The 25,585-nt window shown below is 55.6% G+C and carries 23 protein-coding genes; 7 read left to right on the forward strand and 16 right to left on the reverse strand.

Going from position 1 to position 25,585, the window contains the following annotated elements:
• Positions 1–6: 6 nt before the first annotated feature.
• The 4 genes from GW579_RS11140 to GW579_RS11155 form a co-directional block, all read right to left on the reverse strand.
• Positions 7–819: a fimbrial biogenesis chaperone gene (locus tag GW579_RS11140; protein ID WP_165059085.1), complete on the reverse strand. Its 813-nt coding sequence runs from the start codon at positions 817–819 to the stop codon at positions 7–9.
• An 18-nt stretch (positions 820–837) separates the two neighbouring features.
• Entirely contained in the window at positions 838–1,368 is a 531-nt protein-coding gene (locus tag GW579_RS11145) for a Csu type fimbrial protein (protein WP_152327685.1), read from the reverse strand.
• Positions 1,369–1,376: 8 nt separating this feature from the next.
• Complete coding sequence (locus GW579_RS11150; protein ID WP_152327686.1) at positions 1,377–1,895, reverse strand: Csu type fimbrial protein; 519 nt, start codon at positions 1,893–1,895, stop codon at positions 1,377–1,379.
• A 62-nt stretch (positions 1,896–1,957) separates the two neighbouring features.
• Positions 1,958–2,503 (reverse strand): Csu type fimbrial protein, encoded by a 546-nt coding sequence (locus GW579_RS11155; RefSeq protein ID WP_152327687.1) that lies wholly within the window; start codon positions 2,501–2,503, stop codon positions 1,958–1,960.
• Positions 2,504–2,927: 424 nt separating this feature from the next.
• Here GW579_RS11155 and GW579_RS11160 point away from each other — a divergent pair, with 424 nt between their 5' ends.
• The gene (locus GW579_RS11160; RefSeq protein ID WP_165059087.1) at positions 2,928–3,704 is read left to right on the forward strand and encodes a YdcF family protein; all 777 of its coding nucleotides are present in this window, start codon (positions 2,928–2,930) and stop codon (positions 3,702–3,704) included.
• On the opposite strand, the gene GW579_RS11165 is transcribed toward GW579_RS11160, so the two are convergent.
• The gene (locus GW579_RS11165) at positions 3,683–5,218 is read right to left on the reverse strand and encodes an MFS transporter (protein WP_165059089.1); all 1,536 of its coding nucleotides are present in this window, start codon (positions 5,216–5,218) and stop codon (positions 3,683–3,685) included. The two genes, GW579_RS11160 and GW579_RS11165, sit on opposite strands and share 22 nt — an antisense overlap.
• Before the next feature lie 117 nt (positions 5,219–5,335).
• Between GW579_RS11165 and GW579_RS11170 the strand changes: the two genes are divergently transcribed.
• Positions 5,336–6,214, forward strand: a complete 879-nt coding sequence (locus GW579_RS11170; protein ID WP_165059091.1) for a LysR substrate-binding domain-containing protein — start codon at positions 5,336–5,338, stop codon at positions 6,212–6,214.
• 16 nt (positions 6,215–6,230) lie between these two features.
• Here the strand turns inward: GW579_RS11170 and GW579_RS11175 are convergent, their stop codons facing one another.
• From GW579_RS11175 to GW579_RS11190, 4 genes are all read right to left on the reverse strand, one after another.
• Positions 6,231–7,361, reverse strand: coding sequence for an aminotransferase class I/II-fold pyridoxal phosphate-dependent enzyme (locus GW579_RS11175; RefSeq protein ID WP_165059093.1), 1,131 nt, complete (start codon positions 7,359–7,361; stop codon positions 6,231–6,233).
• 27 nt (positions 7,362–7,388) lie between these two features.
• On the reverse strand, positions 7,389–8,213 hold the full coding sequence (locus tag GW579_RS11180) for an amino acid ABC transporter permease (protein ID WP_152327692.1): 825 nt from the start codon (positions 8,211–8,213) through the stop codon (positions 7,389–7,391).
• Complete coding sequence (locus GW579_RS11185) at positions 8,213–9,031, reverse strand: transporter substrate-binding domain-containing protein (RefSeq protein WP_152327693.1); 819 nt, start codon at positions 9,029–9,031, stop codon at positions 8,213–8,215. The genes GW579_RS11180 and GW579_RS11185 overlap by 1 nt, the downstream gene beginning before the upstream one ends.
• A 163-nt stretch (positions 9,032–9,194) precedes the next feature.
• Positions 9,195–9,854, reverse strand: a complete 660-nt coding sequence (locus GW579_RS11190; protein ID WP_165059095.1) for a DUF1345 domain-containing protein — start codon at positions 9,852–9,854, stop codon at positions 9,195–9,197.
• A gap of 171 nt (positions 9,855–10,025) precedes the next feature.
• Between GW579_RS11190 and GW579_RS11195 the strand changes: the two genes are divergently transcribed.
• Positions 10,026–11,318, forward strand: coding sequence for a hypothetical protein (locus GW579_RS11195; protein ID WP_152327695.1), 1,293 nt, complete (start codon positions 10,026–10,028; stop codon positions 11,316–11,318).
• Positions 11,315–11,950, forward strand: coding sequence for a LysE family transporter (locus GW579_RS11200; protein ID WP_152327696.1), 636 nt, complete (start codon positions 11,315–11,317; stop codon positions 11,948–11,950). The genes GW579_RS11195 and GW579_RS11200 overlap by 4 nt, the downstream gene beginning before the upstream one ends.
• Here GW579_RS11200 and GW579_RS11205 read toward each other — a convergent pair.
• Complete coding sequence (locus GW579_RS11205; RefSeq protein ID WP_152327697.1) at positions 11,940–12,749, reverse strand: helix-turn-helix transcriptional regulator; 810 nt, start codon at positions 12,747–12,749, stop codon at positions 11,940–11,942. The two genes, GW579_RS11200 and GW579_RS11205, sit on opposite strands and share 11 nt — an antisense overlap.
• Before the next feature lie 104 nt (positions 12,750–12,853).
• Complete coding sequence (locus GW579_RS11210) at positions 12,854–13,822, reverse strand: GGDEF domain-containing protein (protein ID WP_165059097.1); 969 nt, start codon at positions 13,820–13,822, stop codon at positions 12,854–12,856.
• A 570-nt stretch (positions 13,823–14,392) separates the two neighbouring features.
• On the opposite strand from GW579_RS11210, the gene GW579_RS11215 reads away from it, so the two are divergent.
• Complete coding sequence (locus GW579_RS11215) at positions 14,393–15,754, forward strand: APC family permease (protein ID WP_152327699.1); 1,362 nt, start codon at positions 14,393–14,395, stop codon at positions 15,752–15,754.
• Positions 15,755–15,802: 48 nt separating this feature from the next.
• Here GW579_RS11215 and GW579_RS11220 read toward each other — a convergent pair whose 3' ends face one another.
• Both GW579_RS11220 and GW579_RS11225 read right to left on the reverse strand, forming a co-directional pair.
• Positions 15,803–16,126, reverse strand: a complete 324-nt coding sequence (locus GW579_RS11220) for an AzlD domain-containing protein (RefSeq protein WP_152327700.1) — start codon at positions 16,124–16,126, stop codon at positions 15,803–15,805.
• A complete protein-coding gene (locus GW579_RS11225; RefSeq protein WP_165059099.1) occupies positions 16,123–16,791 on the reverse strand; it encodes an AzlC family ABC transporter permease in 669 nt (222 codons plus the stop codon). The genes GW579_RS11220 and GW579_RS11225 overlap by 4 nt, the downstream gene beginning before the upstream one ends.
• A 98-nt stretch (positions 16,792–16,889) precedes the next feature.
• Between GW579_RS11225 and GW579_RS11230 the strand changes: the two genes are divergently transcribed.
• Complete coding sequence (locus GW579_RS11230; protein WP_152327702.1) at positions 16,890–17,438, forward strand: helix-turn-helix domain-containing protein; 549 nt, start codon at positions 16,890–16,892, stop codon at positions 17,436–17,438.
• A 1-nt stretch (position 17,439) separates the two neighbouring features.
• On the opposite strand, the gene GW579_RS11235 is transcribed toward GW579_RS11230, so the two are convergent.
• Genes GW579_RS11235 through GW579_RS11245 form a run of 3 tightly spaced genes read right to left on the reverse strand, consistent with a single transcriptional unit; the run spans position 17,440 to position 22,569 of the window.
• Positions 17,440–18,405, reverse strand: a complete 966-nt coding sequence (locus GW579_RS11235) for an acyltransferase (protein WP_165059101.1) — start codon at positions 18,403–18,405, stop codon at positions 17,440–17,442.
• Positions 18,402–21,467 carry an efflux RND transporter permease subunit gene (locus GW579_RS11240; RefSeq protein ID WP_165059103.1) on the reverse strand — a complete coding sequence of 1,022 codons (3,066 nt, stop codon included), beginning with the start codon at positions 21,465–21,467 and terminating at the stop codon, positions 18,402–18,404. Before GW579_RS11240 ends, GW579_RS11235 begins: the two co-directional genes overlap by 4 nt.
• A gap of 1 nt (position 21,468) precedes the next feature.
• Entirely contained in the window at positions 21,469–22,569 is a 1,101-nt protein-coding gene (locus tag GW579_RS11245; protein WP_165059105.1) for an efflux RND transporter periplasmic adaptor subunit, read from the reverse strand.
• Positions 22,570–22,847: 278 nt separating this feature from the next.
• Between GW579_RS11245 and GW579_RS11250 the strand changes: the two genes are divergently transcribed.
• On the forward strand, positions 22,848–25,556 hold the full coding sequence (locus GW579_RS11250) for a cation-transporting P-type ATPase (protein ID WP_152327705.1): 2,709 nt from the start codon (positions 22,848–22,850) through the stop codon (positions 25,554–25,556).
• Positions 25,557–25,585 lie beyond the last annotated feature (29 nt).

The raw sequence follows: 25,585 nt of genomic DNA on the forward strand, positions 1-25,585 counted from the left end.
CTGCTGTTACTGGCCGCGGGAAATGACAATCGGTTTGGTATTATCGGCAATCTGCGCATTAAGCTGCTCGCCGGGCGTGACGCCCGCAGGCAACGGCCAGCGCATCTGTTGCCCCGGTAACACGTAGCCCATAAAGCCGCCGACCATGGTTTTTACACCCTGCTTCTGATTGCCGTTCGCTGACCAGAATACGTTGCTCAGACGCGCATGGACGATGCCAGTATTGCGCACCTGCAAATAGGTTTTACCGCCGTCAGAAACCGTGCGCCACGACAGTACCGGGCGCGACGCCGTGGACGGATCGCGTTTCATATCCGGGCGATCGTTAGTCCACAGACTGCCGCCATCCATAAACAGCGGAAGCAGATAACGCATCTGCAATTGCAGCCCGACCACCGCCTTATCTTTCCCCTGGCCGGCGTTATTCAACGGGGACGGGATCTCATCAATAATGATGCGGTAGGCCTGTTCAGTATTCACCGGCACCGGCGTGTTGCGGATCAGTCTGATCAGCTGGCGCTGACCCGGAGGCACCGTCGCAAAAGGCGGGCTGGCGACCACGTTGGTTTGATCCGCGTATCGCTCGTTAAAATTCTCCTGCTTCCAGGCCAGCACGCGCACCTGTAAAGACACCGGTTCAGCGCCACGGTTCTCCAGCCACAGGGCCGATCCGTTCTGATCGGCTTCAATAATCTGGTAGACCGGCCAGACAAGCACGGAACTGGCAGCCTGCGCGGCGGGCGGTAACAGCAGGGCGCAGGCCAGCGCAGTGGTTGAAATAATGCGGGAAAAATTCGTGCGTAAAAACAGTGTATTCATATTCCATATCCTGATGATTCAATAAGTTAACGTTACGGTGACGGTATCGGTATAAGTCCCGGCAGAAGGCAGGGTGGTCACAGCGTATAAACGTGCATAAACCGGGTAGGTTTGTGTGGTCGCAGGAAAACTGGCCACGGATTTAACCAGTGCGCCGTTGCCCCAGACCTGACTGCGGGCGGCATCCTGAAAAAGCTGATAGCCCAGTTGCTCTGTGCTGGTGGTGTTTTGCAGAAAGCGGCGCGTCGCGCTGCCGCCGTGAGTGCCGTAATCCATGGCGATACTGACGGAGGTTCCCGGCGTACAGGTCACCACCACGGATCCGGCACCGGCAACGCTGGTGGTGTCGACGTTGGCGGGGATGGAGGACATGGATCCGAAGTTGATGGTGCCGAGGTTGGTGGTCGGGCTGGAAAACGAGCTGCCAAAAGCGCAGCCATTGGTGAGGGTGGCGGTGACGGTAAATGCTGCCGTGGCGGTTGCGGCCCGCGCTGCGCTGCAAAACATCAGCGGCAGCAGAATCAGCGGAGCAAGCAGACGGCCAGGCATAACAGCCTCTACCAGGACACGGTGACGTTCACCGTGTCCTGATAAACACCGGCGGCCGGTGTGCTTTGAGCCGGAACGCGGCCATAGACCGTCGCCCACTGATCGGCACCGTTGCCGGTATTGCTCACGCCGGTGGTGTTATCCCAGACTGTCGTGCGCGCCGCTGTGGTATAGAGATTATATTGCAGGGATACCGCGCTGTTGGTGGTGTTGACCATTCTGCGGGCTGTCACCACGCCGCTGCTGCCGCCATCCATAACAATTTTGTAGGCCAGTCCGTTCACGCATTTCACGCGAATCGAGCCCGCCAGCTGAGCGCTGGTGGCATTAATCGCGCTGGTCAGCGAAGCATAATTGCCAAAATTCAGCGTACCAAAACTGGTACTTCCGGACGTCGTGGTTCCCGCCTCGCAGGCGGGCAACAACGTGGCGCTGACGCCGATTGTTGCCGCCTGACTTAAGGGAATGCTGAACGGCATCGACACCAGCAGGATAGCTGGCAAGAGCAGCAGTACCTTGATGTCCATGGTTTTCCTTCCTTGAATCAAAAATCCTTCAGAGGCTAAACCGGCCCTGAGGGAATAAAGCTTTACCAGGAAAGAGTGGCAACAACGGTATCGTTATAAGTTCCTGCGGCTGGCGTGGTGCTGGTCTGGTCAGCAGGCAGCACGCGGCCATAAATCGGGATATTTTGCGCCGTCGTCCCGGTGGTCAGGGTGATTGGCGTATTGATCGCGATTTCAGTGGTACGTGCGGTATCGGAATAGAGACGGTAAGGAATGCTGGTTCCGCTGGAGGTCATCGTGCGCAACCCGCCGGTCGCCGCAAGGCCGCCATTGAGTGACAGCGTTGGTGTCAGGCCGGTGCTACAGGTGATGGTGACCGCGCCGGTGCCATTGGCACCAAACACGGTGCCGTTGATCACGCTGGTCAGATCGGCATAGTTACCAAAGTTTAAGGTACCCCACTGGTTGGTCCCACCCGTTGACGTGCCGTTACCCACGGTACACCCGGTGCTGATGGTCAGTGAAACGCCCACTTGCCCTGTTAAGGTTCCGGCTGCCTGCGCGCCTGCGGCTAACGTCAGTGTTGCCGCGGCCAGAATAGCCAGTAATAAAGAATTTTTTTCGCCCATGATGACTCCCAATAACTGCTTACACTGGTGTGTATTCATGCAACGGTGTTGCATGTGGAAATCCTCTGGTGGTCAGTAATTTAACGCTAAAGACTGCAAGAAAACCGGACAAGAAACGACGCGCAGACCGGGATTTGTATTTTTCAGTCACTGCTGAAAGAGTCCCTGACCTTAACCTCATGATGAAAAACGCCGTTATGGTTAAATATAAGTTAATAAATTTACCTTAAGGGGATATTTTCGGCATTTTTGATAATAAGGATAAAAATTCTATAAATGTGAAATTGATAGTTTTTTATCCCAATATTATGTTTTTTACAGGTCTGTATGATGCGGAGCGGCAGTGAAAAGATGAAGTTTATTAACCATTCTTTGTGTGTTGTTAACGGGTTATGATGCTGTATCCCCCCGAATGGAGACTGTGATGTTTTCTGATCCCGTTATTGCTGATATGAACCGTCTGGCGCATTTTTTATCTTTTGACCAAACCGCCGGAAAGGGGCCGTCAGGTACTTCGCCGCTGCTCATCCTCCTGGGCAACGCGATTTTACCGACCGCAGAAGCGGCGTTTCAGGCGCTGGCGCAGGGCGCGGTGTCACGCCTGCTGATTGCCGGTGGCATCGGGCATTCGACCCGTTTGCTGTATGACGCGGTGCAGCAACATCCGGTTTACCGGAACATCGCCACCGAAGGCCGCAGTGAGGCCGAAGTGTTGTACGACATCGGTTTACAGCATTTCGGGCTTTCCCCGGAAAATATCCTGCTGGAAACGGCGTCGGCCAACTGCGGCGATAACGCCCTACAGGCGCGGCGAGTGCTCGACGGATCCGGTGACCAGAATACGAACATTATTCTGACACAGGATCCGCTGATGCAGTTGCGCACCGACGCCAGTTTCCGCCACGTCTGGCGCGATCGTCCGGATGTCCGCTTCACCAACTGGCCGGTGCTGGTGCCGCAGCTGGTGCGCGAAGGCGAAAGCGTGAGATTTGCCGGAACCGCACAGGCCGGTTTGTGGACATTGCCGCGCTTTATCTCCCTGCTGCTGGGCGAAATCCCGCGTCTGCGTAATGCGCCGGGGGGCTACGGCCCGCGCGGTGCGGGCTTTATTGCCGAAGTGGATATTCCGGCAGACATTGAAGAAGTTTATGCGCGGCTGCGCCCGGTTCTTGAAGCCGGTTACGGCGACAGATCCTTCTGACAGACGGCCGCGGGTTCTGCCGTTTCCTGATGATTTCCGCGCAGTGCCAGTAAAACCACCAGCGCGGAAAACAGCGTAATACCCGTCAGGCACAATAACAGCGGATGCAGCGAGGCGGCATAAAGCGCCTGAAGCTGCGCCGTGCTGGCCTGCGGAATGAGCTGCTGCGCGACCGCCAGATTGCCGGTCGCCAGCCGCTGCGCCGCCTGACTGATTTCTCCGCCGGTAAATTGTGCCGCCAGTGCATTATGAGTGAGCGCGGCGAGAATGGCACCGACAATCGCCAGTGAAATCCCTTCACCGGCCACGCGCGTGGTGCTGAAAATCCCGGTCGCCATGCCTGCCCGTTCTTTTGGTACAACGCTGACAGAAAGCCCGTCCATCAAACCCCAGGGTAAACCCGTACCCACGCCAATTATCAGCATCGGCGCGATCATGCCGGACAGATCCTGCGCCAGCACCGCGCGGCTCAGCCAGCCCAGACCGGCAGCAGCAATCACCAGCCCGGCGGTACACAACACGCCCGCCGGTATCCAGCGCGTCAGCCACGCCGCCAGCAGCGGTACAATCAGCATCGGCACCGACAGCGCCATCATCATCAGCCCGGCGTGCTCTTCGCTCAGCCCGGTAACGCCGATAAACAGCATCGGCAGCACCACCAGCAGCACCACAAAACAGAAACCGGTCGCCAGCGGCAGTGCCTGCACGCCGATAAAACGCACGTAGCGGAACAGCGATAAATCCAGCATCGGATTTTTCACGCGCAGCTCAACCACCACGAAAATACCCAGTAACACCGCCGCACCCGCCAGCATCGCCAGCACCTGCGGGCTGTTCAGGCCGGACTGCGGAATTTCCATCAGCGCCCAGGTCAGCAAAGCCAGCATGGCGGTAAACGACACTGTGCCCGGCCAGTCGATACCGGCAGCCTGCGGATTTCGCGTTTCGTGCATTTTCGACGTGCCGCTCAGCAGGGAAATCAGCGCGATGGCAGCGGCGGAGAAAAAGACCGAACGCCAGCCGAAATGCGCGATAAGCAATCCGGCCAGAAACGGACCGAACGCCAGCCCGACGCCAAAACTGCTGCCCATCAGACTGAACGCGCGGGTTCGCGCTGCGCCTTCGAATTCCTGCGCCAGAGCCGCCGCACCGCCCGCCAGCGCACCGGCGGCGGCAATCCCCTGCGCGCCGCGCAGCAAATCAGTCCACAGCAAACTGCTGCTGAAGGCCTGTAACAACGAAAGCAGGGCGAACAGCGAAACGCCGCTGATAAACACTTTTTTGCGGCCGATTTCATCCGCCAGCGCACCCGCGGCCATCAGAAAACAGCCAAACGTCAGCATGAAAGAATTGGTTATCCAGCTGAGCGCCTGCGCGCTGCCGCCGAGTTCACGGGCGATGGCGGGCGTGGCGACCGCGCCGCTGACGAAATTGAGCGGCAGGATCACCGCTGCCAGACAAACGGTGAACAGAAGCCGCAGGCTGCCGGTGTTGTGCGTGGAAGAGGTATTCATTGGTTTCCCCAACGGAAAGAGTCGTGACATGGATGATAAAATGTCAGTAATCTTGCGGAAACAGGCTGTGAGTCCGATGATTAAGGACTAAAACGCTCGAATGGCGGGAAGGGTAAAGTGGAAAATCTGAATGGTTTGCTGGCGTTTGTCCGCGCGGCGCAAAGCCAGAGTTTTGCGGCGGCGGCAGAACGCATAGGCATTTCGGCGTCAGCGGTGGGAAAAAGCGTGGCGCGCCTTGAGGAAAAGCTCAACGTGCGGCTGTTTAACCGCAGCACGCGACGCATCAGCCTGACCGATGAAGGGCAGCTTTTTTTCGAACGCTGCCAGAATATCGTCACGCAATTGGAAGAAGCCGAACAGGAGCTGGTGCGGATTTCCGCTGTACCACGCGGCAAATTGCGCATCACCGCGCCGGCCATCGGTTACCGCATGTTGTTGCCACATTTGCCGGAGTTTCGCGTACGTTATCCTGATGTCGAGCTGGATCTGGATTTCAGCGACCGCATGGTGGACGTCATCGATGAAGGGTTTGATATTGCTATCCGCAGCGGCGAGCTGAACAGTTCGCAGATGATGTCGCGCCGTCTCGGGCCGTTCCGCTTTGCCATCGTCGGCAGCCCCGGTTATTTCGCGCAACACCCGGCTCCGCTGACGCCGGGTGATTTGCGTCATCACGCCTGCCTGCGTTACCGGTTTCGGGGTAACGGACAATGGCAGGAGTGGGAACTGAGCGAAACGCCGGTGGATCTGCCGCTGGCGCTGAGCAGCAATAATCTCGAATCGATACTTCAGGCGGCGGTACAGGGGCTGGGAATGGCGTATGTGCCGGAGTTTATCGTGCGCAATTATCTGGCCTCCGGCGAGCTGATTTCGGTGCTGGACAGCTTTCAGAAAGAGGGCGGCAAGTTCTCGGTAGTCTGGCCGAGCAGCCGCCATATGTTGCCCAAGGTGCGGGTGTTCATTGATTTTCTGACCGAAAAACAGGTACTGGGATAAGCATTTTTTCAGCGGTTTACCGCTTGTCCAGCCATTTGCCCATTTCCGCCAGCGCCTGTTCCAGATTTTCGCGGCCAAAGCCAATACGCAGAAAATCTTCCGAAACCGGCGTCAGTTCAGAGGCATAAGTCACCGACGGAATGACCATCACCCCGGTTTCTTCCACCAGTGTGGTGGCGAATGCTTCTGCGCCTTCTGTCCCCAGATAACGCGGAAACGCCAGCACACCGGCCTTCGGCATGGAAAGCCGGAACAGATGCGGATAGCGCGCCAGGAACTCTGCCAGCGCGGCGAGCTGGGTGCGCGAACGCGCCATGACACGCTCAAGGATCGGCGCGCGGGCGTTGAGCGCAATCGTCGTCAGAAACTCGCCGGGCATGGAATTGCAGATCGACAGATACTGCTTCATGCGTTCGAGTTTCAGCATCCACGCGTCATCCTGACACGCCACCCAGCCGATACGCAGGCCGGGCAATCCGTAGGCTTTTGACGTCACATTCAGCGAGATCCCACGTTCGTAAATATCGGCCAGCTGCGGCAGACGATCCGCCGGATCAAACTCCGTCAGGCGGTACACTTCATCGGAGAAAATCCAGATCCCGCGTGCACGGCACATTTCCACCAGATCCGTGAGTTGCTGACGCGAAATCAGCGCACCGGTCGGGTTATGCGGGAAGTTTATCGCCAGCACTTTGGTGTTTTCACGCAGCGCAGCCCGCACTTTTTCCACGTCCAGCGCCCAGTCGTTGTTTTCATCGAGCGCCACGCCGGTGACGGAACAGCGCGACAACGGCACGCTTTCCAGCGACTGATAATTGGGCGTGATCACGACCGCGTGATCGCCTGGTTCGAGCAGCATCTGAAAACTGGCATAAATTGCTTCGTCGGCACCGGCAAAACTGATGACCTGCTGCGGCGTAATGTGCCGGTATGTGGACGCGATGGCTTCAAGAAGTTCAGGCGTTCCGCGCAGCGGCGGGTAATCCAGCACGGTTTGCATGAAAGGCGCGCGGTGCTCTTTTCCCGCCAGTTCAAACAGCGTATCGATGCTCATCGATTCCGGATAAGACGACGACAGCGGAAAACGGACGGCGTGTTCCAGCCGTGAGAGGTAGCTGATTAAACGAAAATCTTCTGGAAAGGACATGGCGTACCCGTTAATAAAATTTAAACATCAGCGGCGCTGGCCCTGCGCAAAACGGCGCTCAAGACGGCTTTGCAGCAGCTCTAAGACAATCGACATAATCCAGTATATCGCAGCCGCGGTCGCCAGCATTTCCATATAACGATAGGTGCTTCGCCCGTAGGATTGCGCGAGAAAATTCAGCTCCCATAGCCCCATCAGCGAGACCAGCGAAGAGTCTTTCAGCATGGAAATAAACATCGACCCGGCGGGCGGAATAATAATGCGCAGCGCCTGAGGTGCGGTGACGTGAACCGCCACCGTCCAGCGCGAAACGCCCAGCGCCAGCGCGGCTTCCTGCTGGCCGCGCGGCACGGAAAGCACGCCGCTGCGGATAGTTTCAGCCAGATACGCGCCATAGTTCATCGACAGCGCGATGATGCCGGAGCTGAGCGCACCGAGCACAATCCCGACCTGCGGCAGCGCCAGATAAATAATTAATACCTGAACCAGCAGCGGCGTACCGCGAAACAACGAGGCATAAAACGTTGCGCAGCCAAACGCCAGCGCGTTTTTGGACATCCGCCCGAGAGCAGTAATCAGGCCAATCAGCAGGCAGAAAAACATCGAGCAGGCGGTGATCATAATGGTCAGCGCCGCGCCCTGAATAAAACCGTCCGGCGACAGACGCAGGCCGAGCAGAAAAGGCAATTTCTGGCTGATCAGGCTCCAGTCCAGCCCCATTTTACTGAAGGTGCCGAGCAGCAGGCTGAGCAGAATCAGCCACGTCAGCCCGGTTTTAAATTTAAACGCGTGCGCGTGGTGCCAGCGTTCCGGCGTTTCCACCTTCGGCTGGCTGTCCGGGATTTGTGGCATCACGGTACCTCGTGCGTAATATCTTCACCCAGCCAGTGCTGGGAAATTTTGGCCAGCGTGCCGTCGTCGCGCAGCGATTTGATGGTATCTGCGACTTTTTTATCCCACTCTGCGTCGCCTTTGTCCGTCGCCACCCAGTTCGGTTCGGCGTACAGCTCGGTGACAATTTTGAACACCGGTGCGCGTTTGATGCGGGCATTGGCGGTGGCTAAATCAGACACCACGCCGTCGAGTCGCACGCCCGGCCCCAACGCCAGATTCTGGAACGCGACTTCTTCGTCACTCGGGATAACCTGCACGTTATCGAACGGGAAGTTCAGCGGTTTTGCGCCCGGAATCACCAGCGCTTTTTGCAGGTACGTTTCATAGGTTGAACCGATGCCGACGCCGATTTTCTTATTGCTCAGATCCGCAGCGGATTTAATGCGGTCATCTTTCTTATTCACCACCAAAACCGCCGGAGAGTTGTAGTACGGCGTCGGGAAATCCAGCACTTTGGCGCGTTCGGTGTTTGGCGTCATCGAGCAGATACAGGTATCCCAGCGCCCCTGCCATTTACCGCCGACAATGGTTTCCCAGCCCGGCGCAATAATTTCCAGCTTCACGCCCATGCGCTGTGCCACGGCTTTGGCGACATCCACGTCAAAACCCGCCAGCTGATTATTGTCATCAATAAAGCCGAAAGGCGGATAGTCATTAACGATGGCATTGCGCAAAACGCCGGTTTTGGTCACGCGATCCAGCGTCGACCCGGCAAAAGTGGTGGCAGAAAACAGCGTGGTGGCCAGCAGGGTCAGGGCAACGAACGAAGTGCGCATAAGCAAAGTTTCCTTAAACGTAACCAAATTGGGAGAATATTGTGAAAACCTACACTAAGTTTTAGACGTATAGAAGTCCAAAATGCGCCTTTTTTGACTTACAGTGAACTCTGCCGAAAATCTCCCGAAATACAGCGTATTACTTCAATCGTTAAGTCAGTAATTAGCTTAGCAATCCCGCGCCGACGTTAATGGAAAACCCGAGAATGGCCAGATTGAAGACGAAGGAAATCACCGACTGCAACAGCGCAATCTGCCGCATATCGGTGGAGCCGGTTGCCACGTCGGCGGTTTGCGACGCCACGGCAATGGTGAAAGAGAAATAGAGAAAATCCCAGTAACCGGGTTCGTCGGGTTTTTCAGGGAAAATCATTGGCGTGCAGTCTTTGCTGCGCCGCAGATAGTGATGATGCGCGTAATGCATGGCGAACGATGTGGGCAGCAGCGCCCAGGAAGCAATCAGCGTGGTGGCGGTCAGCAGAATGTGCAGCGCCCGAGCGGTGCCGGTCAGATCTTTCAGTGACCCCAGTTCCATCAGGATCGCCAGAATGCTCACCAGACAGGTCAGCGTCACCAGCGTCAGCACGATGCTGGCACTTTCATCCTGCGTTTTGGCGATGTGCGGAATGTCTTTCGGCTCGGTGCGCAACATCCGCAGCCACAGGAAAAACAGGTACAGCCATGCCAGCACATTCCAGCCAATCATCAGGCGCTGCAACGTCCCCAGATGCGCGGGAAGAGCAAAAAAACAAATCAGTCCGGCAATGATAGAAATCACCAGCCGGGAACGGGCGTGGAGGTAGTGACGAAGGGAAAGACTCATGATGTTAGGCGCTTAGCGAAAAAGGGATGGATACGTTAAGGGTAGACGCAGATGGCAGGCTTGTATTGGTGGCGGTTTTCACTTCCTGGCGTCTGCGCAATTTCTTCCAATACCCGGTTTCGCGGGAGTGATTTAGTAGGTTGTCTCTATTGCGCTTAAGGGTTTGAAATCATGTTTACAACCTCATTTTGGCCAGCCGCGGCGGCATATCAGGTTTCAATGATGGATCTGGATGCCCCGGAAAATTTAAGTCCTAAAGCTCTGCAAACTATTCACTACTGCCTGCGTCTCACGGAAGCCATTAATCAGCTGGAAGCCGCCTGCGAAAGCCGTTTGCTGGATGCGCTGCGCGAGGAAATGTCGATCCAGTGTTTCCGTCTTGCGCCGATGTTTGATGACCCTGATACCCGCCGCGGGCTGTTTTTGCGCGCGGAAGTACTGGCGGACGACAGCTGCGGGAAAACCGTGCTGCCGCAAATCGCCGGGCTGAATGAACAGCAGCTGGTGCTGGGCATCGGCAATACCTCGACGTGGGTTGGAAAATCCAAACAGAGTTTTTATTCGTCGTGGTTTGGCGAACCCGCGCCGATGTTGCAGGAAATCTCCGACGTGATGGACGATTTATTCCCGGAAAGTTTGCTGTATCTGCAAAAGGAAATTGCCGGTGATTTGCTGGCGATGCCGGGCTGTGCGTACAAAATTATCAACCTGTTTGGCATTGCCGGTGAAGCCAATACCTATCCGAAACATTTCGCCTATTTCTTCCCGGAGGATGAAGGGCTGAAGTATTCGCCGGTCAAGCGCACCGTGGTTTTCGCCAACACTTACCTGCAATTATTCGAACTGTTTTCGCGCACCGAAGCGGCAAAAATGGGCTGGCCGGAAGACCGGTTGCCGGACAGCCGCGTGTGCCAGCGTTATCTGATTGCGTGGTTCCGCGGGCACGACCTGGGACATTCGCTGGTGCGCAACGAGAACGTCTTCCCGAAACTCAGCAAGATTGATCGCTGGGGCTCGATGATGGTGCAGGAAGCGCTGGCCGATCAGTTTGGCCTGCTGATGTGCCTCACGCCGCAGGTGGCCGACGGTCTGCAACTCGACCGCACCGTGCTGGCGCGGATCTACTTCCTCGAAATGCTTCGCTATCTTCGCCGCGGGCCGTCGAGCTATCCAGACGCCGGTGCGGCCTGGATCCAGTTCAACTACCTGCGTGAACATGGCTGCATCGGGCTGACCGAGAACTCTGTCGACTTCCACCCGGATCTTTTCTTTACCCAGATGGCGGATCTTACCCGGCTGATGAGCGAAGAGTTGCTGGGCGGCGACGCGGAACGGGCAAAAAATTTCATGCTGGAACGTTGTCCGCACACCAATCCGGAGGATGTCGATGTGCTGATGGCGCGTCTGGGCACCACCAATGACATGATTGAATACAACCAGTTAATTAAGAGAGTTCCGTTATGATGCCGTTTTCAAATGGATTTTTGCTCAGCCTGTCGCTGTGTCTGGACATCGGGATTGCCAATATCGCCATGATTACGCTGGCGATGCAACGCGGCTATTTTCACGGATTCTGGCTGGGCATTGGCACCTGCATTGGCGACCTGATTTACGCCGTGCTGGCGCTGGCAGGGATGACGCTGTTGCTGCAATACCAGAGCGTCCGCTGGGTTTTGTGGGTCGGCGGCTCGCTGATGCTGATGTGGTTTACCTACAAAATGATCCGCGCGGCGCTGGCTCCGGCCAGCGATCTGAGCTCCGGCGACAACGCGCAACCGCATTCGGTTGTCCGCAACTTCGGTCGTGGCGTGTTGCTGGCGATGTCCTCTCCGACGGCGATCCTGTGGTTTGCCGCCGTCGGCGGGGCACTGATTTCCCGCATGGGGCAGGGCGGCACAGTGGAAGCGTCGTGGTTCCTGACCGGATTCTTTATCGCCGGTGTGTTCTGGACGATCGTGCTGTGCTGCGTCGGCAGTTGGGGCGGAAAAATGCTCGGCACCAAAATGCTGAAATACTCTTACGTGGCGTCAGCGGCAATATTCTCGTACTTCGCGCTGTACGTGGTGATCACCGGCTACCGCGAATTTATCGTATAGCCGCGTGGCTGTGCGAGGCGTTGAGCGACAGCGAATAAAGGTGGGGCGTGATCCCCATCATTTTGCGGAACGTATTGATGAAGTGGCTTTGATCGTAAAAGCCCAGGCGGATTGCCACGTCCAGCGCGTTATTGTTTTTGCGCAGCTGGTTGCGGGCTTCGAGCAGCCGCAGCTGCATATGGTATTGCAGCGGCGGCATGCCGATATGCTGACGGAAAAGCCGGACAAAATGGAATTTACTCAGCCCGCTGATTTGGGCCAGCGTATCGAGATGTATTTTCCGCGTCAGATGGTCGCGCATAAAATCCAGCGCCAGTGTGATGGGGCGCAGCGACTGCTCCTGCTCTTTCGCCGGTTCTTCCAGCAGCGCCCCCAGCAGCCACAGCAGATTCTGCTCCTGGTCTTCATCATTGAGCGTGCGTTTGTAATGGCACAGTGCGGAAAACAGCGCGGGATTACTCAGAACGCCTTCGGCCAGAACCGGCGCGTGATGGTCTGAACGCAGATTGTGATCGACCGACACCTGACGCAGCAACGCTTGGGGAATATGCACGCTGAGGAATTCGACCTTTTCATCGCCGAATAACGAGGACTGCACCGTCGACGGGTTATAAATCGTGATATCGCCGCCGCGCACCAGCGCGGTTTTGCCGTGCAGCCAGATTTCTTCCGTGCCGGTGAGATTGGCGCTGATGACGTATTCGTCGTGAGTATGACGCGGAAATGACGAATTACTCGCGGTCAGATGCGAGCATTCAATGTCGTTAGCTATCGTCCATTCAGAAATAGAAAGAGACACATCACCCCCATAAATCATTGCTGAGCGAAAAAAAACAAACTAACCCTTTTTCTTATGCAAAATTTATAGCACAAAATTTTAACACTGAAAGCGAGGAAAATTCATCACGCACGGAGGGGAAAAACCTCCGACCCGAGCATGACGCCATTCTTTCCGTGATGCTTTATCGCATACATCGCCCGGTCGGCGAGCAGCAGCGCTTCGCTGAAATCATCGCTGCCGTTCACTTCATCAATCCCTATTGACGCGCCAATCTGCGCATTGCCGTTATCCAGCTCAAAGGGGATGATCGCCGCATTCAGACAAGCCTGCGCTACGCGTTTAATCACCGGATTGTTCAGCGAATATGGCATCAGAAGCACAAATTCATCACCGCCCAGCCGCCCCGGAATTACACCCGGCGGGCACGCTTCCTGAAAACGCTGGCTAAGCCGCATCAGAACTTCATCTCCGCTGCGGTGGCCGAGCGTATCATTCACATGCTTAAAATCATCCAGATCGATAAATGCCACACACAACGGGCCGGCATTTTTCAGTGCTGCAAAATGATGCTGTAACGCATGACGGTTTGCCAGCCCGGTCAGCGGATCATGATTTGCCAGCGTCGCCAGCTGCTGCTCGTAATTCTTCTCTTTGGTCATATCGATGTGGGTGCCCGTCACTTTCAGCGGGCGTCCGGCATCGTCCCGTTCGGTGACGCGGCCACGATCGAGCACCCAGGTAATGGTGCCATTTTTCGCCTGCATCCGGTGCAGCGCCTCATAAAACGGCGTCTTGCCTTCCAGATGATTGTAAAAAGCCGACAGCACATCGTCCCGGTCGTCCGGGTGTAAATGCTCGCGCCAGACTTCAAAACGCGCGCTCAGCTCTTTCGGCTGATAACCCAGCATTGATCCCCAGCGGCGGTTGTAAATCACCAGTTTTCCGCTGGGCACGTCAAGCTGCCACAAACACAAACCGGTTCCATCCAGCGCGGCACTCAGCTTGTTGCGGGCGTCGTGCGCGATGCGTTTTAGCCGGGCATTGTGCTTCTTCAGGTTCTGGAGTTGTTGTAAAAGTGAGGAATCAGACATTTCTTATTTTATGAGCAAATAATCTTCATTCTTGCCACGGACCCTGATTTTGTAAACATCAGGTGTGAAAAAGACGTCAGAGGAGCGGATTTTCGGAATTTGCCCATAAGTGAAACCGGGTAGGGACAACGGCGTTTTGGGGCGATAAATGTTAAATAAGAGGCGCACTCGTTATTTTTAAACATGGGTTGTCGATATATCTCCGGATGCAATAACGGCGTGTTTAATTATTTTCACATTATAAAAACATTTCATTCCACCCCTTCGAAAGCGCTTTGACAATACGTGCCGGTTTTGACGGATTATTTTATTTATTGCCTTTGTTTATCCTGAGCAGCCTTGTCAATTCGATACTTAATCAGGCAAAATATGCGGCCCGCAAAACGGGCTGATTCACTCTTTCTTCATTAAAGAAATCATTCTTCGTACAAGAAAACATTCAAAAACCAGAGGCCGGGCTTAGTACCGGATAGATATTTACTTTCAGAAATCGACAGTCTTGTCGCAAGGAAACATAAATGGTGCACCACTCTTTTTATGTGACGTCATCCGTCATGGGAAATTCACATCATGTCGGATAACATCGCAACAGGTACCCCTTCCCGCGTGGAACTGCGTAAAAGCCTTACGCTGATTCCGGTTGTCATGATAGGCCTGGCCTATATGCAACCCATGACCTTGTTCGATACGTTCGGTATTGTCTCCGGCCTGACCGACGGCCATGTGCCGACGGCCTACGCCTTCGCGCTGATCGCTGTTTTATTTACGGCGCTGAGCTACGGCAAACTGGTGCGCCGCTATCCTTCTGCGGGCTCCGCTTATACGTACGCGCAAAAAGCGATTCATCCGGTTGTCGGCTTTATGGTGGGCTGGTCGTCGCTGCTCGATTACCTTTTCGCGCCGATGATTAATATCCTGCTGGCGAAAATCTATTTCGAAGCGCTGGTGCCTTCCGTGCCGTCGTGGATATTTGTCATTGTGCTGGTCGGCTTTATGACGCTGTCGAATTTACGCAGCATCAAAACCGTCGCCAATATTAATACGCTGGTCGTCGTCTTGCAGATTGTGCTGATTGTTGTGATTACCGGCATGGTGATTTACGGCGTTAACCACGGCACCGGTTACGGCACGCTGGCCAGTTCGAAACCGTTCTGGGGCGAAAATACCCATACTGTGCCGCTGATTACCGGCGCCACCATTCTGTGCTTCTCGTTCACCGGCTTTGACGGCATCAGTAATTTGTCAGAAGAAACGAAAGACGCCGAACGCGTGATTCCGCGGGCGATTTTCCTGACGGCGTTAATTGGCGGTGCCATCTTTATCTGCGCAACCTATTTCCTGCAACTGTATTTCCCGGATATTTCCAGCTTCAAAAACCCGGATGCTTCTCAGCCTGAAATCATGTTGCAGGTTGCCGGACGCGCTTTCCAGTTCGGCGCACTGATTTTCTCCAGCATCACGGTTCTGGCTTCCGGCATGGCGGCGCACGCGGGCGTTTCGCGCCTGATGTACGTCATGGGCCGCGACGGCGTATTCCCAAAACGTTTCTTCGGCTACATTCACCCGAAATGGCGTACGCCGTCTTTCAACGTGTTGCTGGTTGGCGCGATTGCCCTGATGGCGATTAACTTCGATCTGGTGACTGCGACGGCGCTGATTAACTTCGGTGCGCTGGTGGCATTTACCTTCGTGAACCTGTCTGTGATTTCGCAGTTCTGGATCCGCGAGAAGCGCAACAAAACCTTGCTGGATCACTTCCAGTATCTGCTTTTACCGATGTGCGGCGCGCTGACGGTCGGTGCGTTGTGGGTAAATCTGGAAGAAGGTTCGATGGTGCTGGGGCTGATCTGGGGCGCAGTCGGCTTCATCTATCTGGCCTGCATGACCAAAAGCTTCCGCAATCCGGTACCGCAATACGAAGATGTGGCGTAAAGACTGGTGAATATTGATGGCTCCTGCGGGAGCCATTTTTGTTTGTGTTCAGGCGATCCCCGCCCAGCGCATCAGCGCAGTCACGACCGCCGCCGCGATAATAATGACAATCAGCGGTGCCTTTCGCCACGCTAAAAACAGCGCTACGCCGACGCCTGCTACCCGTGCAAATCCGCCAAAGTGATGGCCTTCAAACAACGCTGACGTGGCCGCAACGGCCAGTAACAGAATCGTGGCGGAGTCCGACAACATTGTTTGTGTTGCCGGTGAAAAATTCAGGCGCGAGCCCAGCCGGTAACCGGCCATGCGCATCGCGAAAGTTCCGGCCGCCAGAACGACGATCCCGGCAATCCATAACGTTTGTTGCGTCATTTTTTGTTTCTCCAGGCCAGTAATCCCAGCAGTGAAAACAGTACCGGCATTCCGGCGGGCACAAAAGGCACGACGGCGACGGAAATCAGTGCGCCGGACGCCGCCGGGATCAGCGTTCTGCGCTTTCTCAGTGCGGGGAAAATCAGCGCCAGCAAAATGGCCGGGAATACGGCATCCAGCCCGATGGCTTTGATATCAGGGATAAACTGCCCGATGTACGCCCCGGCAATCACGCTGACTGGCCAGAACAGCGCAATGCCCGCGCCGCACAGCCAGTAGGCTTTTTTGCGTTTCTCATGGGTGGGCTGGGAGATGCCAAATACCACGCTTTCATCGTTCATGATGTGGCATCCGAGCCAGCTGAGCGATTTACTGCCCACCAGATCTTTCACGGCGATACCGAACGGCAAATGGCGGGCATTCACCAGTAAACCGGCAGCCGCTGCGGCGAACGGGCTTCCGCCACCGCCGACAATCGCGATAAATAAAAACTCCGAAGCGCCGGCGAGCACCAGAATTGAGAGCATCAGCGGCACCCACAGCGGGAAGCCTCCGGCGACCGCCAGTGAACCGTAAGAAATCCCCACCAGGCCGTCGGCGAGACAGACCAGAAAGATGGCTTTCACCACATCTTTTCCCAGCGGTGAAAAGAAACGTGCTTGCATAATTCAATCCCATAACGAACGAGTATCCATTATAATGAACACTTCCGAATCGTTCTTCAAGTCGAACGATCGTTCGTTATAAGGATCAGGGTACCGCAATGTCTCAACCTATCAGCGTTATTTCCAAAGGTCTGGTGCGCGAACGTCAGCGGGCGGGCTTGTCTCTGGCAGAAGTCGCCCGCCGCGCCGGTGTGGCTAAATCGACGCTTTCACAACTCGAAGCCGGTAACGGGAATCCGAGTCTGGAAACGCTGTGGGCGCTGTGCGTGGCGCTGAATATTCCCTTCGCGCGGCTGATGGAGCCTGAAGTGAATAAAATGCAGGTGATCCGGCGCGGCGAAGGCCCGTCGGTGGTGGCGGAGCTGGCGGATTACAAAGCGGTGCTTCTGGCGACCTGTCCGCCGGGCGCGCGTCGCGATGTCTATCTGCTGACCACACAGCCGGGCAGCGACCGCGTTTCCAGCCCGCATCCGCAGGGTTCGGTGGAACACATCATCATCACACAGGGGCGTGCGCTGGTCGGGATGGTGGATTCACCGGTCGAACTAAACGCCGGTGACTACATTTCATATCCGGCTGACGTTGAGCATATTTTCAGAGCACTGGAGCCCGACACCATGGCTGTGCTGGTGTCGGAGCAACGCTAAATCAAAACGTAATCAGCTTTTTCGTCAGATTGCTTTTAAGCAGCAGCATGGATGACGCCACCGAAAGCAGGAACGTCATCAGAATGACCAGCAGTTTGGCGGTCAGGGAATTGATCGGGATCCACTCGATAAGCAGATTGAAGAAGGTGTAGTGCAGGATATAAACGCCGGTCATGGTTTTACCGAGCGAGCTGACCATTTCACTGACCGGCAGCCGCGTGGCGTCCGGTTTTACGCCGTTCGCGGCAATGATAATAAGCAGCACCAGGATATACACCTGCGAGCCGGTCAGAATAAAGCTGTTGCGCTCAACGTTGAATATCGAGAAGAAAAAGTGCTTCTCATAAAACCACGTAAAGGTATAAACAAACGGAATCGCGATGGCGGCGTATTTCGCGATGCGCGGGCGGCTGTAGAGTGTGGAAACCACCGGATCGTAAAGTAACTGGCCGGTCAGATAATAAAGCACCCACGTCCAGATGCGGAATTGCGCGGGCGCGGAGAAGCTTTTACTTTCAGTGAAATAGATCGCCAGCAGATCATAGGCGAAAGAGAAAATCAGCAGCGCGAACACCAGCGATGCCAGGATCACCCGGCGTTTCGCCAGCCATTCCACGACCGGATGAAAGGTGTAAATGATCACCAGCGAAAAGATGAACCACGGCTGGATCAGATAGCCTTTCTGATACGGTCCCCACAGGTAATAAATCGAGAACCAGAAGATAAATATTGTCAGGATCCCGCGTATCTTTTTCATCTGCCATTCCGGCGTATGCTGGGAATCGGCGTCCATATAACCGGTCACGACAAAAAACAGCGGCGTGGCGATGGTGGAAATAAAAGTCAGAAAGGCCAGGATCTGATCGTAGTTATAATTGTAATTATCGTACGTGTTATAGACGGTGAAAAAGGTCACGGCCGTCAGGCAGCCGAGCGTTTTAATAATGTTCAGTCCCGTTGTGTTCATTGTTGAATTCGTTGTCCTTCACGATGGAAACAGTTGTAAATCACCGGCAGAACCAGAAGCGTCAGCACGGTCGCAAACCCCAGACCGAACATGATAACAACCGCCATGCTCTGGAAAAATACATCAAGTAACAACGGCGCGAGCCCGAGCACGGTGGTAAACGCCGTCAGCAGGATAGGGCGCAGACGTGACGTTGCTGCGTAGATAATCGCTTCTGTCTGATTTTTCTCTTTCTTCTGCTGGCCGATTTCTTCGACCAGCACGATACCGTTGCGGATCAGCATGCCGCTCAGGCTGAGCAGGCCAATCAGCGCCATAAACCCGAACGGAATGCCGGTCAGCAGGAAACCAAACGTCACGCCAATCAGCGCCAGCGGCACGGTCAGCCAGATGGCAATCGCATTTTTCACCGAACTGAACATCAGCACCGTGATGATAAACATCATCAGGAATCCAATCGGCAGCGTGGTGAACAGGCCTTCCTGCGCCTCGGCGGAATTCTCCGCATCGCCGCCCCATTCAATGCTGTAACCGTGGGGCAAGGTCAGTGCCTCAACCTGCGGTTTGATGCGCGCGAGCATATCGCCGGACGTTTCGCCGGTGGCCGCATCGGGGTCGGTCTGCACGGTGAGCATGCGGATACGGTCGCGACGCATGATCAGCGGATCTTCCCATTCCACTTTGAAGTCACTGACCACGTTGCTCAGCGGAATAAACTGCTGGCGCGTCTGGCTCCAGACCATGATGTTCGCCATGTGATCGACATCCAGCCTTTCCGCCGCCGGCGGGCGCAAAACGATGGGCATCAGCGTGGAGCCATCGCGGTAAATCCCGACCGTGCTGCCGCTGAAATTCATCTGTAAGGCGCTGTCGACTTCGCCTTTATCCACGCCCAGTTCACGGCCCAGATACGGGGAAAATACCGGCCTGACCATTTTGCTACGATCCTGCCAGTCGTTGCGCACGCCGTCGGCCGCGCCGTCATCGAGGATGATTTTATCCACCCGGCTGGCAATGCTGCGCAGCGTATCCGGGTCGGAGCCTTTAATGCGGACTTCAATGGCGCTGTCGCCGGACGGCCCGAACATGATGCGTTTGAGCCGCGCATTCACCTCGGGGTAATTTTTCTGGATATCCTGCTCGGTGTGGCGAACCAGCCCGGCGATTTTCCGCTGGTCGTCCATCCGCACCATAATCTGCGCGTAGTTGGAATACTGACGCTGGCCGTTGTAGGTCAGAATGAAGCGCATCCCGCCCTGACCGACGGTGGTCACGGTGTTTTCCACGCCCTCCTGTTTGCTGATGTTCTGTTCTATTTCGCGGGCGACACGGGCGGTGTAATTGATATCGGTGCCGTAAGGCAGCCAGAGATCGACGAAGAAAATCGGCGTGTTGGAGGACGGGAAAAAGTTCTGCCGCACAAAGCCGAACCCCCAGACGGATGCCGCGAGCAGCGCCGCCAGCGTGACCAGCGTGACCGTCTGGCGCACCAGCAGCGCCGACAGCAAACGCCGGTAAACGCGGAAAATCCAGCCGCTGTACGGGTCGGCCTGTTCATCCGGCTTTTTCTCCGGCACCGGCATATTGGCAAACGCCCATTTGACCAGCACCGGCGTGAGCGTCAGCGCCGTCACCCAGCTGAGCATCAGCGAAATCAGCAATACCTGGAACAGCGATTTACAGTATTCGCCGGTCGAATCCTGGGACAGACCGATAGGTGCAAACGCCAGAATGGCGATGACCGTCGCGCCCAGCAACGGCAGGGCGGAGCGTTTGATAATGCGTGCAATTGCACTCATCAGCGGATTGCCCTGCTGTCGGGAAATCAGTACGCCTTCCACGACCACAATCGCGTTATCTACCAGCATACTCAGGGCGATGATCAGCGCGCCGAGCGAAATGCGCTGAAGCTCGATGCCAAATAAATACATAATCAGCAACGTGCCGAGCACGTTCAGCGCCAGCGACACGGCGATGATAATCCCGCTGCGTAAACCCATAAAAATCAGCAAGACGCCGACCACAATCGCCAGCGCCATCAGGAAGTTAATGATGAAACCGTCGACGGATTTCTTCACTTCAGCAGCCTGATCGTAGAAGACTTTAAGCTCGATCCCTGCCGGTTTGTCGGCGCTGAGCTGGTTCATTCTGGCTTCGATGGCGTGGCCGATATTCATGACATTCACGCCGGGAATATAGGAGACGCCAATGGTCAGCGCATTGCGGCCGTTGGCGTGGTAAATATTGCCGGGATGATCCGTCACGCCCTGCGAAACCGTAGCGATATCGCGCAGATAAATACTGTGCGTGGAACCGGCCGGGCTGATGAGCACATTATTGAGTTCATCGATATTCTGAAAGCCGCCGGTCGGATGCAGACGGATGGATTCACTTCCCACCGTCATGCTGCCCGCGTCGGAAACCATATTCTGCCGGTTCAGCACATCGGCCAGACGCGCCAGCGTGACGCCGTAAGCCGCCATTTTCGCCCGCGAAATCTCGATGTAAACCTGCTCAGGAATGACGCCGCCAATCGCGACTTTGCCCACGCCGGGCACCAGAACCAGTTGCCTGCGAAGCTGTTCGGCATAGGCGCGCAGTTCGGGGTTGGTAAAACTGTCTCCGTAGATCGAGAAAAAATAGCCATACACGTCGCCGAAATCATCGTTAACGAACGGCGGACTGACGCCGGGCGGGAATTGCAGCGTCGCGTCATTCACCCGGCGGCGCAGTTCATCCCAGATTTGCGGCAGTTCGGAAGAGTGATAGCGGGCATCGATATTCACGGTAATTTGCGATAAACCGACGGCAGAAATCGACGTGATGTTATCGACGTAAGGCAGGCGTTGAAGCGCGTTTTCCAGCGGCAGCGTGACTTCTTCTTCCACCTGTTGCGAGGATGCGCCCGGATACTGAACGGAAACCACCGCCGTTTTAATGGTAAACGCCGGGTCTTCCAGCCGCCCGATGTTGAACAATGCAATTAATCCGCCCACGCCGAGCAGCAGGATCACCAGCCAGACGCGTGTCGGATTGCTGATAAAACTCTCGTTGATCCCCATATTACAGGCCCCGTTCCCGTGTCCAGATGCGAACGGGTTGCTGCGCATGTAATTCACCGACACCGGCGGCGACAATGCGGTCGCCCTGTTTCAAACCGGCCGTAATTTCAATGCCCTGCGAGGTGAGTTTACCGACGGTGACTTTGCGATCTTCAACGTGCAGGGTGTCGCCTTCTCCGGCGATCACCCAGACGTGCGGGTTGTTGCGCTGCGTGTTGTCGGGGTTAAACACGGCTTCAACCGGGATCACCAGCGTGGAGTCCGGCGTGGCCGTGGCGAGATTGGCCGGGTTCACCGTGACAGTGCCGCTCAGTCCTGCCACCGCCGGGAAGTTATCCGGGCGCGGCATGGTCAGCGTCACCTGCCAGGTCAGCGTGTTGGCTTCGCTGCTGGCGGTGTGCTCTTTATAAGTCGCGGTGAATTCGCGGTCGGGAAGGGTGTTGATGCGCACCCGCGGACGGTAATCGGCGTTACGCATATCAAGGCTGGTGAAGAGGTTTTCCGGCACGCTGAAAATAACGTCAAGCACATCGGAACGGCTGAGCGTCGCCACCGGCTGACCGGCGGAAATCACCTGATGATTACGCACATTCAGCCGGGCAATGACGCCGCTGAACGGTGCCACCAGATTGAGATCATTGAGTTCTTCTTGTGCGATTTTCAGCGCCGCTGCCGCAGAATCCCGGCTGGCTTTATGCACTTCAAGTTCAGCCTGAGAAACGACATGGCGACGGGCGAGGGTCTGATAACGTTCGAACTGGCGCTGAGCGAGTGTCGCGGCGCTGCGGCGATCGTTGAGCCGCTGGCGGGCGTCATTGTTGGTGAGACGGGCGAGAACTTGCCCCTGTTTCACGGCTTCGCCTTCGCGGACGTCAAGCGTCTGCAACTGACCGGCGCGCTTAAAGGCAATGTCGGTGTTATCGCCTGCGAGAATACGTGCCGGAAAAACGCGGCTACTTAGCGGGCTGGCCGCTTCGGCGGTGGCGATTTTTACCTGACGCGGGGGCGCGGGCGCGTCCGCCGTTTTCTGGTCGCAGGCGCTTAACATTAAAGCGAGGGCCAGAACGAGAGAGAAACGGATCTTCAAAATACTTCCCCTCATGCAACTACACGCGAAATTAATAAATCCCGGCAGAATATATAAGGACTCTTGATAAACCGGATTCGGTATATTCTGCCTTCGATGTATCCCCATTGAAACTGTGCAGTGACTTATTGTTTTTCTTTAATAATTTGTTTTTTCAGGCAACCCGTTAACACTATTTAACACGGTATATTATAGTTTATACAGCTTTAGGTATCTTGCCAGAATCAACACGACAATTAATTCATTATCCGCTTCATTCATGAACCATTTCAGGGGTCAAGGAGTCAGGCATCATGAATAATCCAGCACCAGTTTCCGGGGATAAAACATCGGAAAAATTGTGGTATCAGCACACAGTAGAAGAGAGCCTGGCCGGGCTGCAATCCGGGCCAGCCGGGCTGACACCCGAAGAAGCCAAAAACAAACTGCAACATTACGGCCCTAACGTTCTGCCACAAAAAGAAGGTAAGTCATTATTTATTAAGTTTATCTCTCACTTTAAAGATATCCTGATTTATATATTACTGGCGGCGGGCGTGGTCACCGCAATAATGGGGCACTGGGTCGATACGCTGGTGATATTAGCGGTGGCAGTTATTAATGCCCTAATCGGCTTCATCCAGGAAAATAACGCTGAAAAATCATTGAAGAGCATCCAGAATATGCTCTCCAGTGAGGCTGTCGTATTACGCGGTGGACAACAGGTTACCGTGGGAACCGACGAAATCGTGCCGGGGGATATTGTTCTGTTACGCCCCGGCGACAAAATTCCTGCCGATTTACGCCTGATTGACGTGCATAACCTGCGCGTTGAAGAGGCGATTCTGACCGGTGAATCTACCGTCGTCTCGAAAAAAACCGATTCGCTGGAAGGCGAGAAATCCATCGGCGACCGCAAAAACCTCGCGTTCTCGGGAACGACCGTCAGCTCCGGTACTGCCAGCGGCGTGGTGTTTGCCACCGGTGGCCAGACGGAACTCGGCCACATCAATGAAATGCTTTCCTCGATTGAAGACAATAAAACGCCGCTGCTGGTGCAGATAGATAAACTGGGTAAATCCATTTTTATCATCATTCTGTTCATGATGGTGGCGCTGCTGATCTTCGGTTTCCTGCTGCGCGATATTCCGTTTGGCGAGCTGCTGCTCTCGGTCATCAGCCTGGCCGTGGCCGCCGTTCCTGAAGGGCTGCCGGCAATTATTTCGATCATCTTGTCGCTTGGCGTGCAGGCGATGGCGCGGTCGAAAGCCATTATCCGCAAGCTGCCGACGGTCGAAACGCTCGGCGCGATGTCAGTGATTTGTTCGGATAAAACCGGCACGCTGACCATGAATGAAATGACCGTGAAAGCGGTGATTCTGGCGGATAACGTCTGGACCGTCGAAGGCAACAGCTACGAGCCGATGGGCAGTTTTTCTCTTGCCGGTTCGGCAGCGCAGGTGCCGCCAGACTCGTCGCCGCTGCTGACGCAGTTTCTTCGCACGGTCGATATCTGTAACGACAGTACGTTAAAACAGGACGCGCAGGGCCACTGGGGCATTACCGGCGGGCCGACGGAAGGCGCGCTGAAAGTGCTGGCTGCGAAGGCGCATTTACCGGAATTGCCGTTTAACCTGAGCAGCAAAATTCCGTTCGATTCACTCTACAAATATATGGCGGTGGCGGGCGATAAAAACGGGGAGGCGCAGATTATGCTCACCGGCGCACCGGATGTTTTGCTGAAACTTTGTCAGTACCAGCAGACGCCGGAAGGTGCCGTTCCGTTAGATCATGCGTACTGGGAATCAGCAATCACCCGATACGCCAGCGAAGGTTTGCGTATGGTGGCGGCGGCCTGGAAGCCGGTAGATCAGCCGGTGACGGCGCTCGATCACCCGGAACTCAGCCACGGCATGGTGCTGATAGGCATTGCAGGCATGATGGATCCGCCGCGTCCGGAAGCGATTGTGGCGATCGGTGAATGTCAGCAGGCGGGGATCCGCGTCAAGATGATCACCGGCGACCATCAGGAAACCGCGATGGCGATCGGTAAAATGCTCGGGATCGGCAACAGCGAAAACTCGATCACCGGGTATGAACTTGAGCATATGAATGACGATCAGCTGCGGGTTGCCGCGACGCAGTTTGATATCTTCGCCCGCACCAGCCCGGAACATAAACTGCGGCTGGTAAAAGCGTTGCAGGAAACCGGTGAAATCGTTGGGATGACCGGCGACGGCGTGAACGATGCGCCTGCGCTGAAACAGGCGAACGTCGGGATCGCGATGGGGATCAAAGGGACGGAGGTGACCAAGGAGTCGGCGGACATGATCCTGGTGGATGACAACTTTGCCACCATCGCCAACGCGGTCAGGGAAGGGCGCCGGGTTTATGACAACCTGAAAAAAACCATTCTCTTTATTATGCCGACCAACCTGGCGCAAGGGTTGCTGATTATTATTGCCATTCTGATGGGTAATTTTCTGCCGTTAACGCCGGTACAAATTCTCTGGATGAACATGGCAACCTCAGCCACGCTGTCATTCGGGCTGGCGTTTGAAGAGGCGGAAAGCCGCGTGATGCGCCGTCCGCCGCGTAACGTCAGCGCGCATGTAATGGATAAATACGCCATCTGGCGCGTCGCGTTCGTCGGTTTGCTGATTTCCGTCAGCGCCTTCATGCTGGAAGCCTGGCTGCAACCGCGCGGTTATGAACCGGAGTTTATCCGTACCGTGCTCTTGCAGACGCTGGTGACCGCGCAGTGGGTTTACATGATCAACTGTCGCGATTCGGATCACTTCTCCCTCAGCCGCGGGCTGCTGGAAAACAAAGGGATCTGGATTGTCACCGTTGTGCTGTTCGCGCTTCAGGCAATCATTATCTATGTGCCGCTGATGAACACGCTGTTCGGCACGCGTCCGCTGCCGTTTATCTACTGGATCATCGGGCTGCTGATCGGCGTCGCGCTGTTCGTGATTGTCGAGATAGAGAAAGTGCTGACGCGCAGCTGGCGTAAGAGTTAGAGAGAAACCCACATCCTGAACGGCGAAGG

The sequence above is a fragment of the Rahnella contaminans genome, from assembly GCF_011065485.1.
GTDB classification, from domain to species: Bacteria; Pseudomonadota; Gammaproteobacteria; order Enterobacterales; family Enterobacteriaceae; genus Rahnella; species Rahnella contaminans.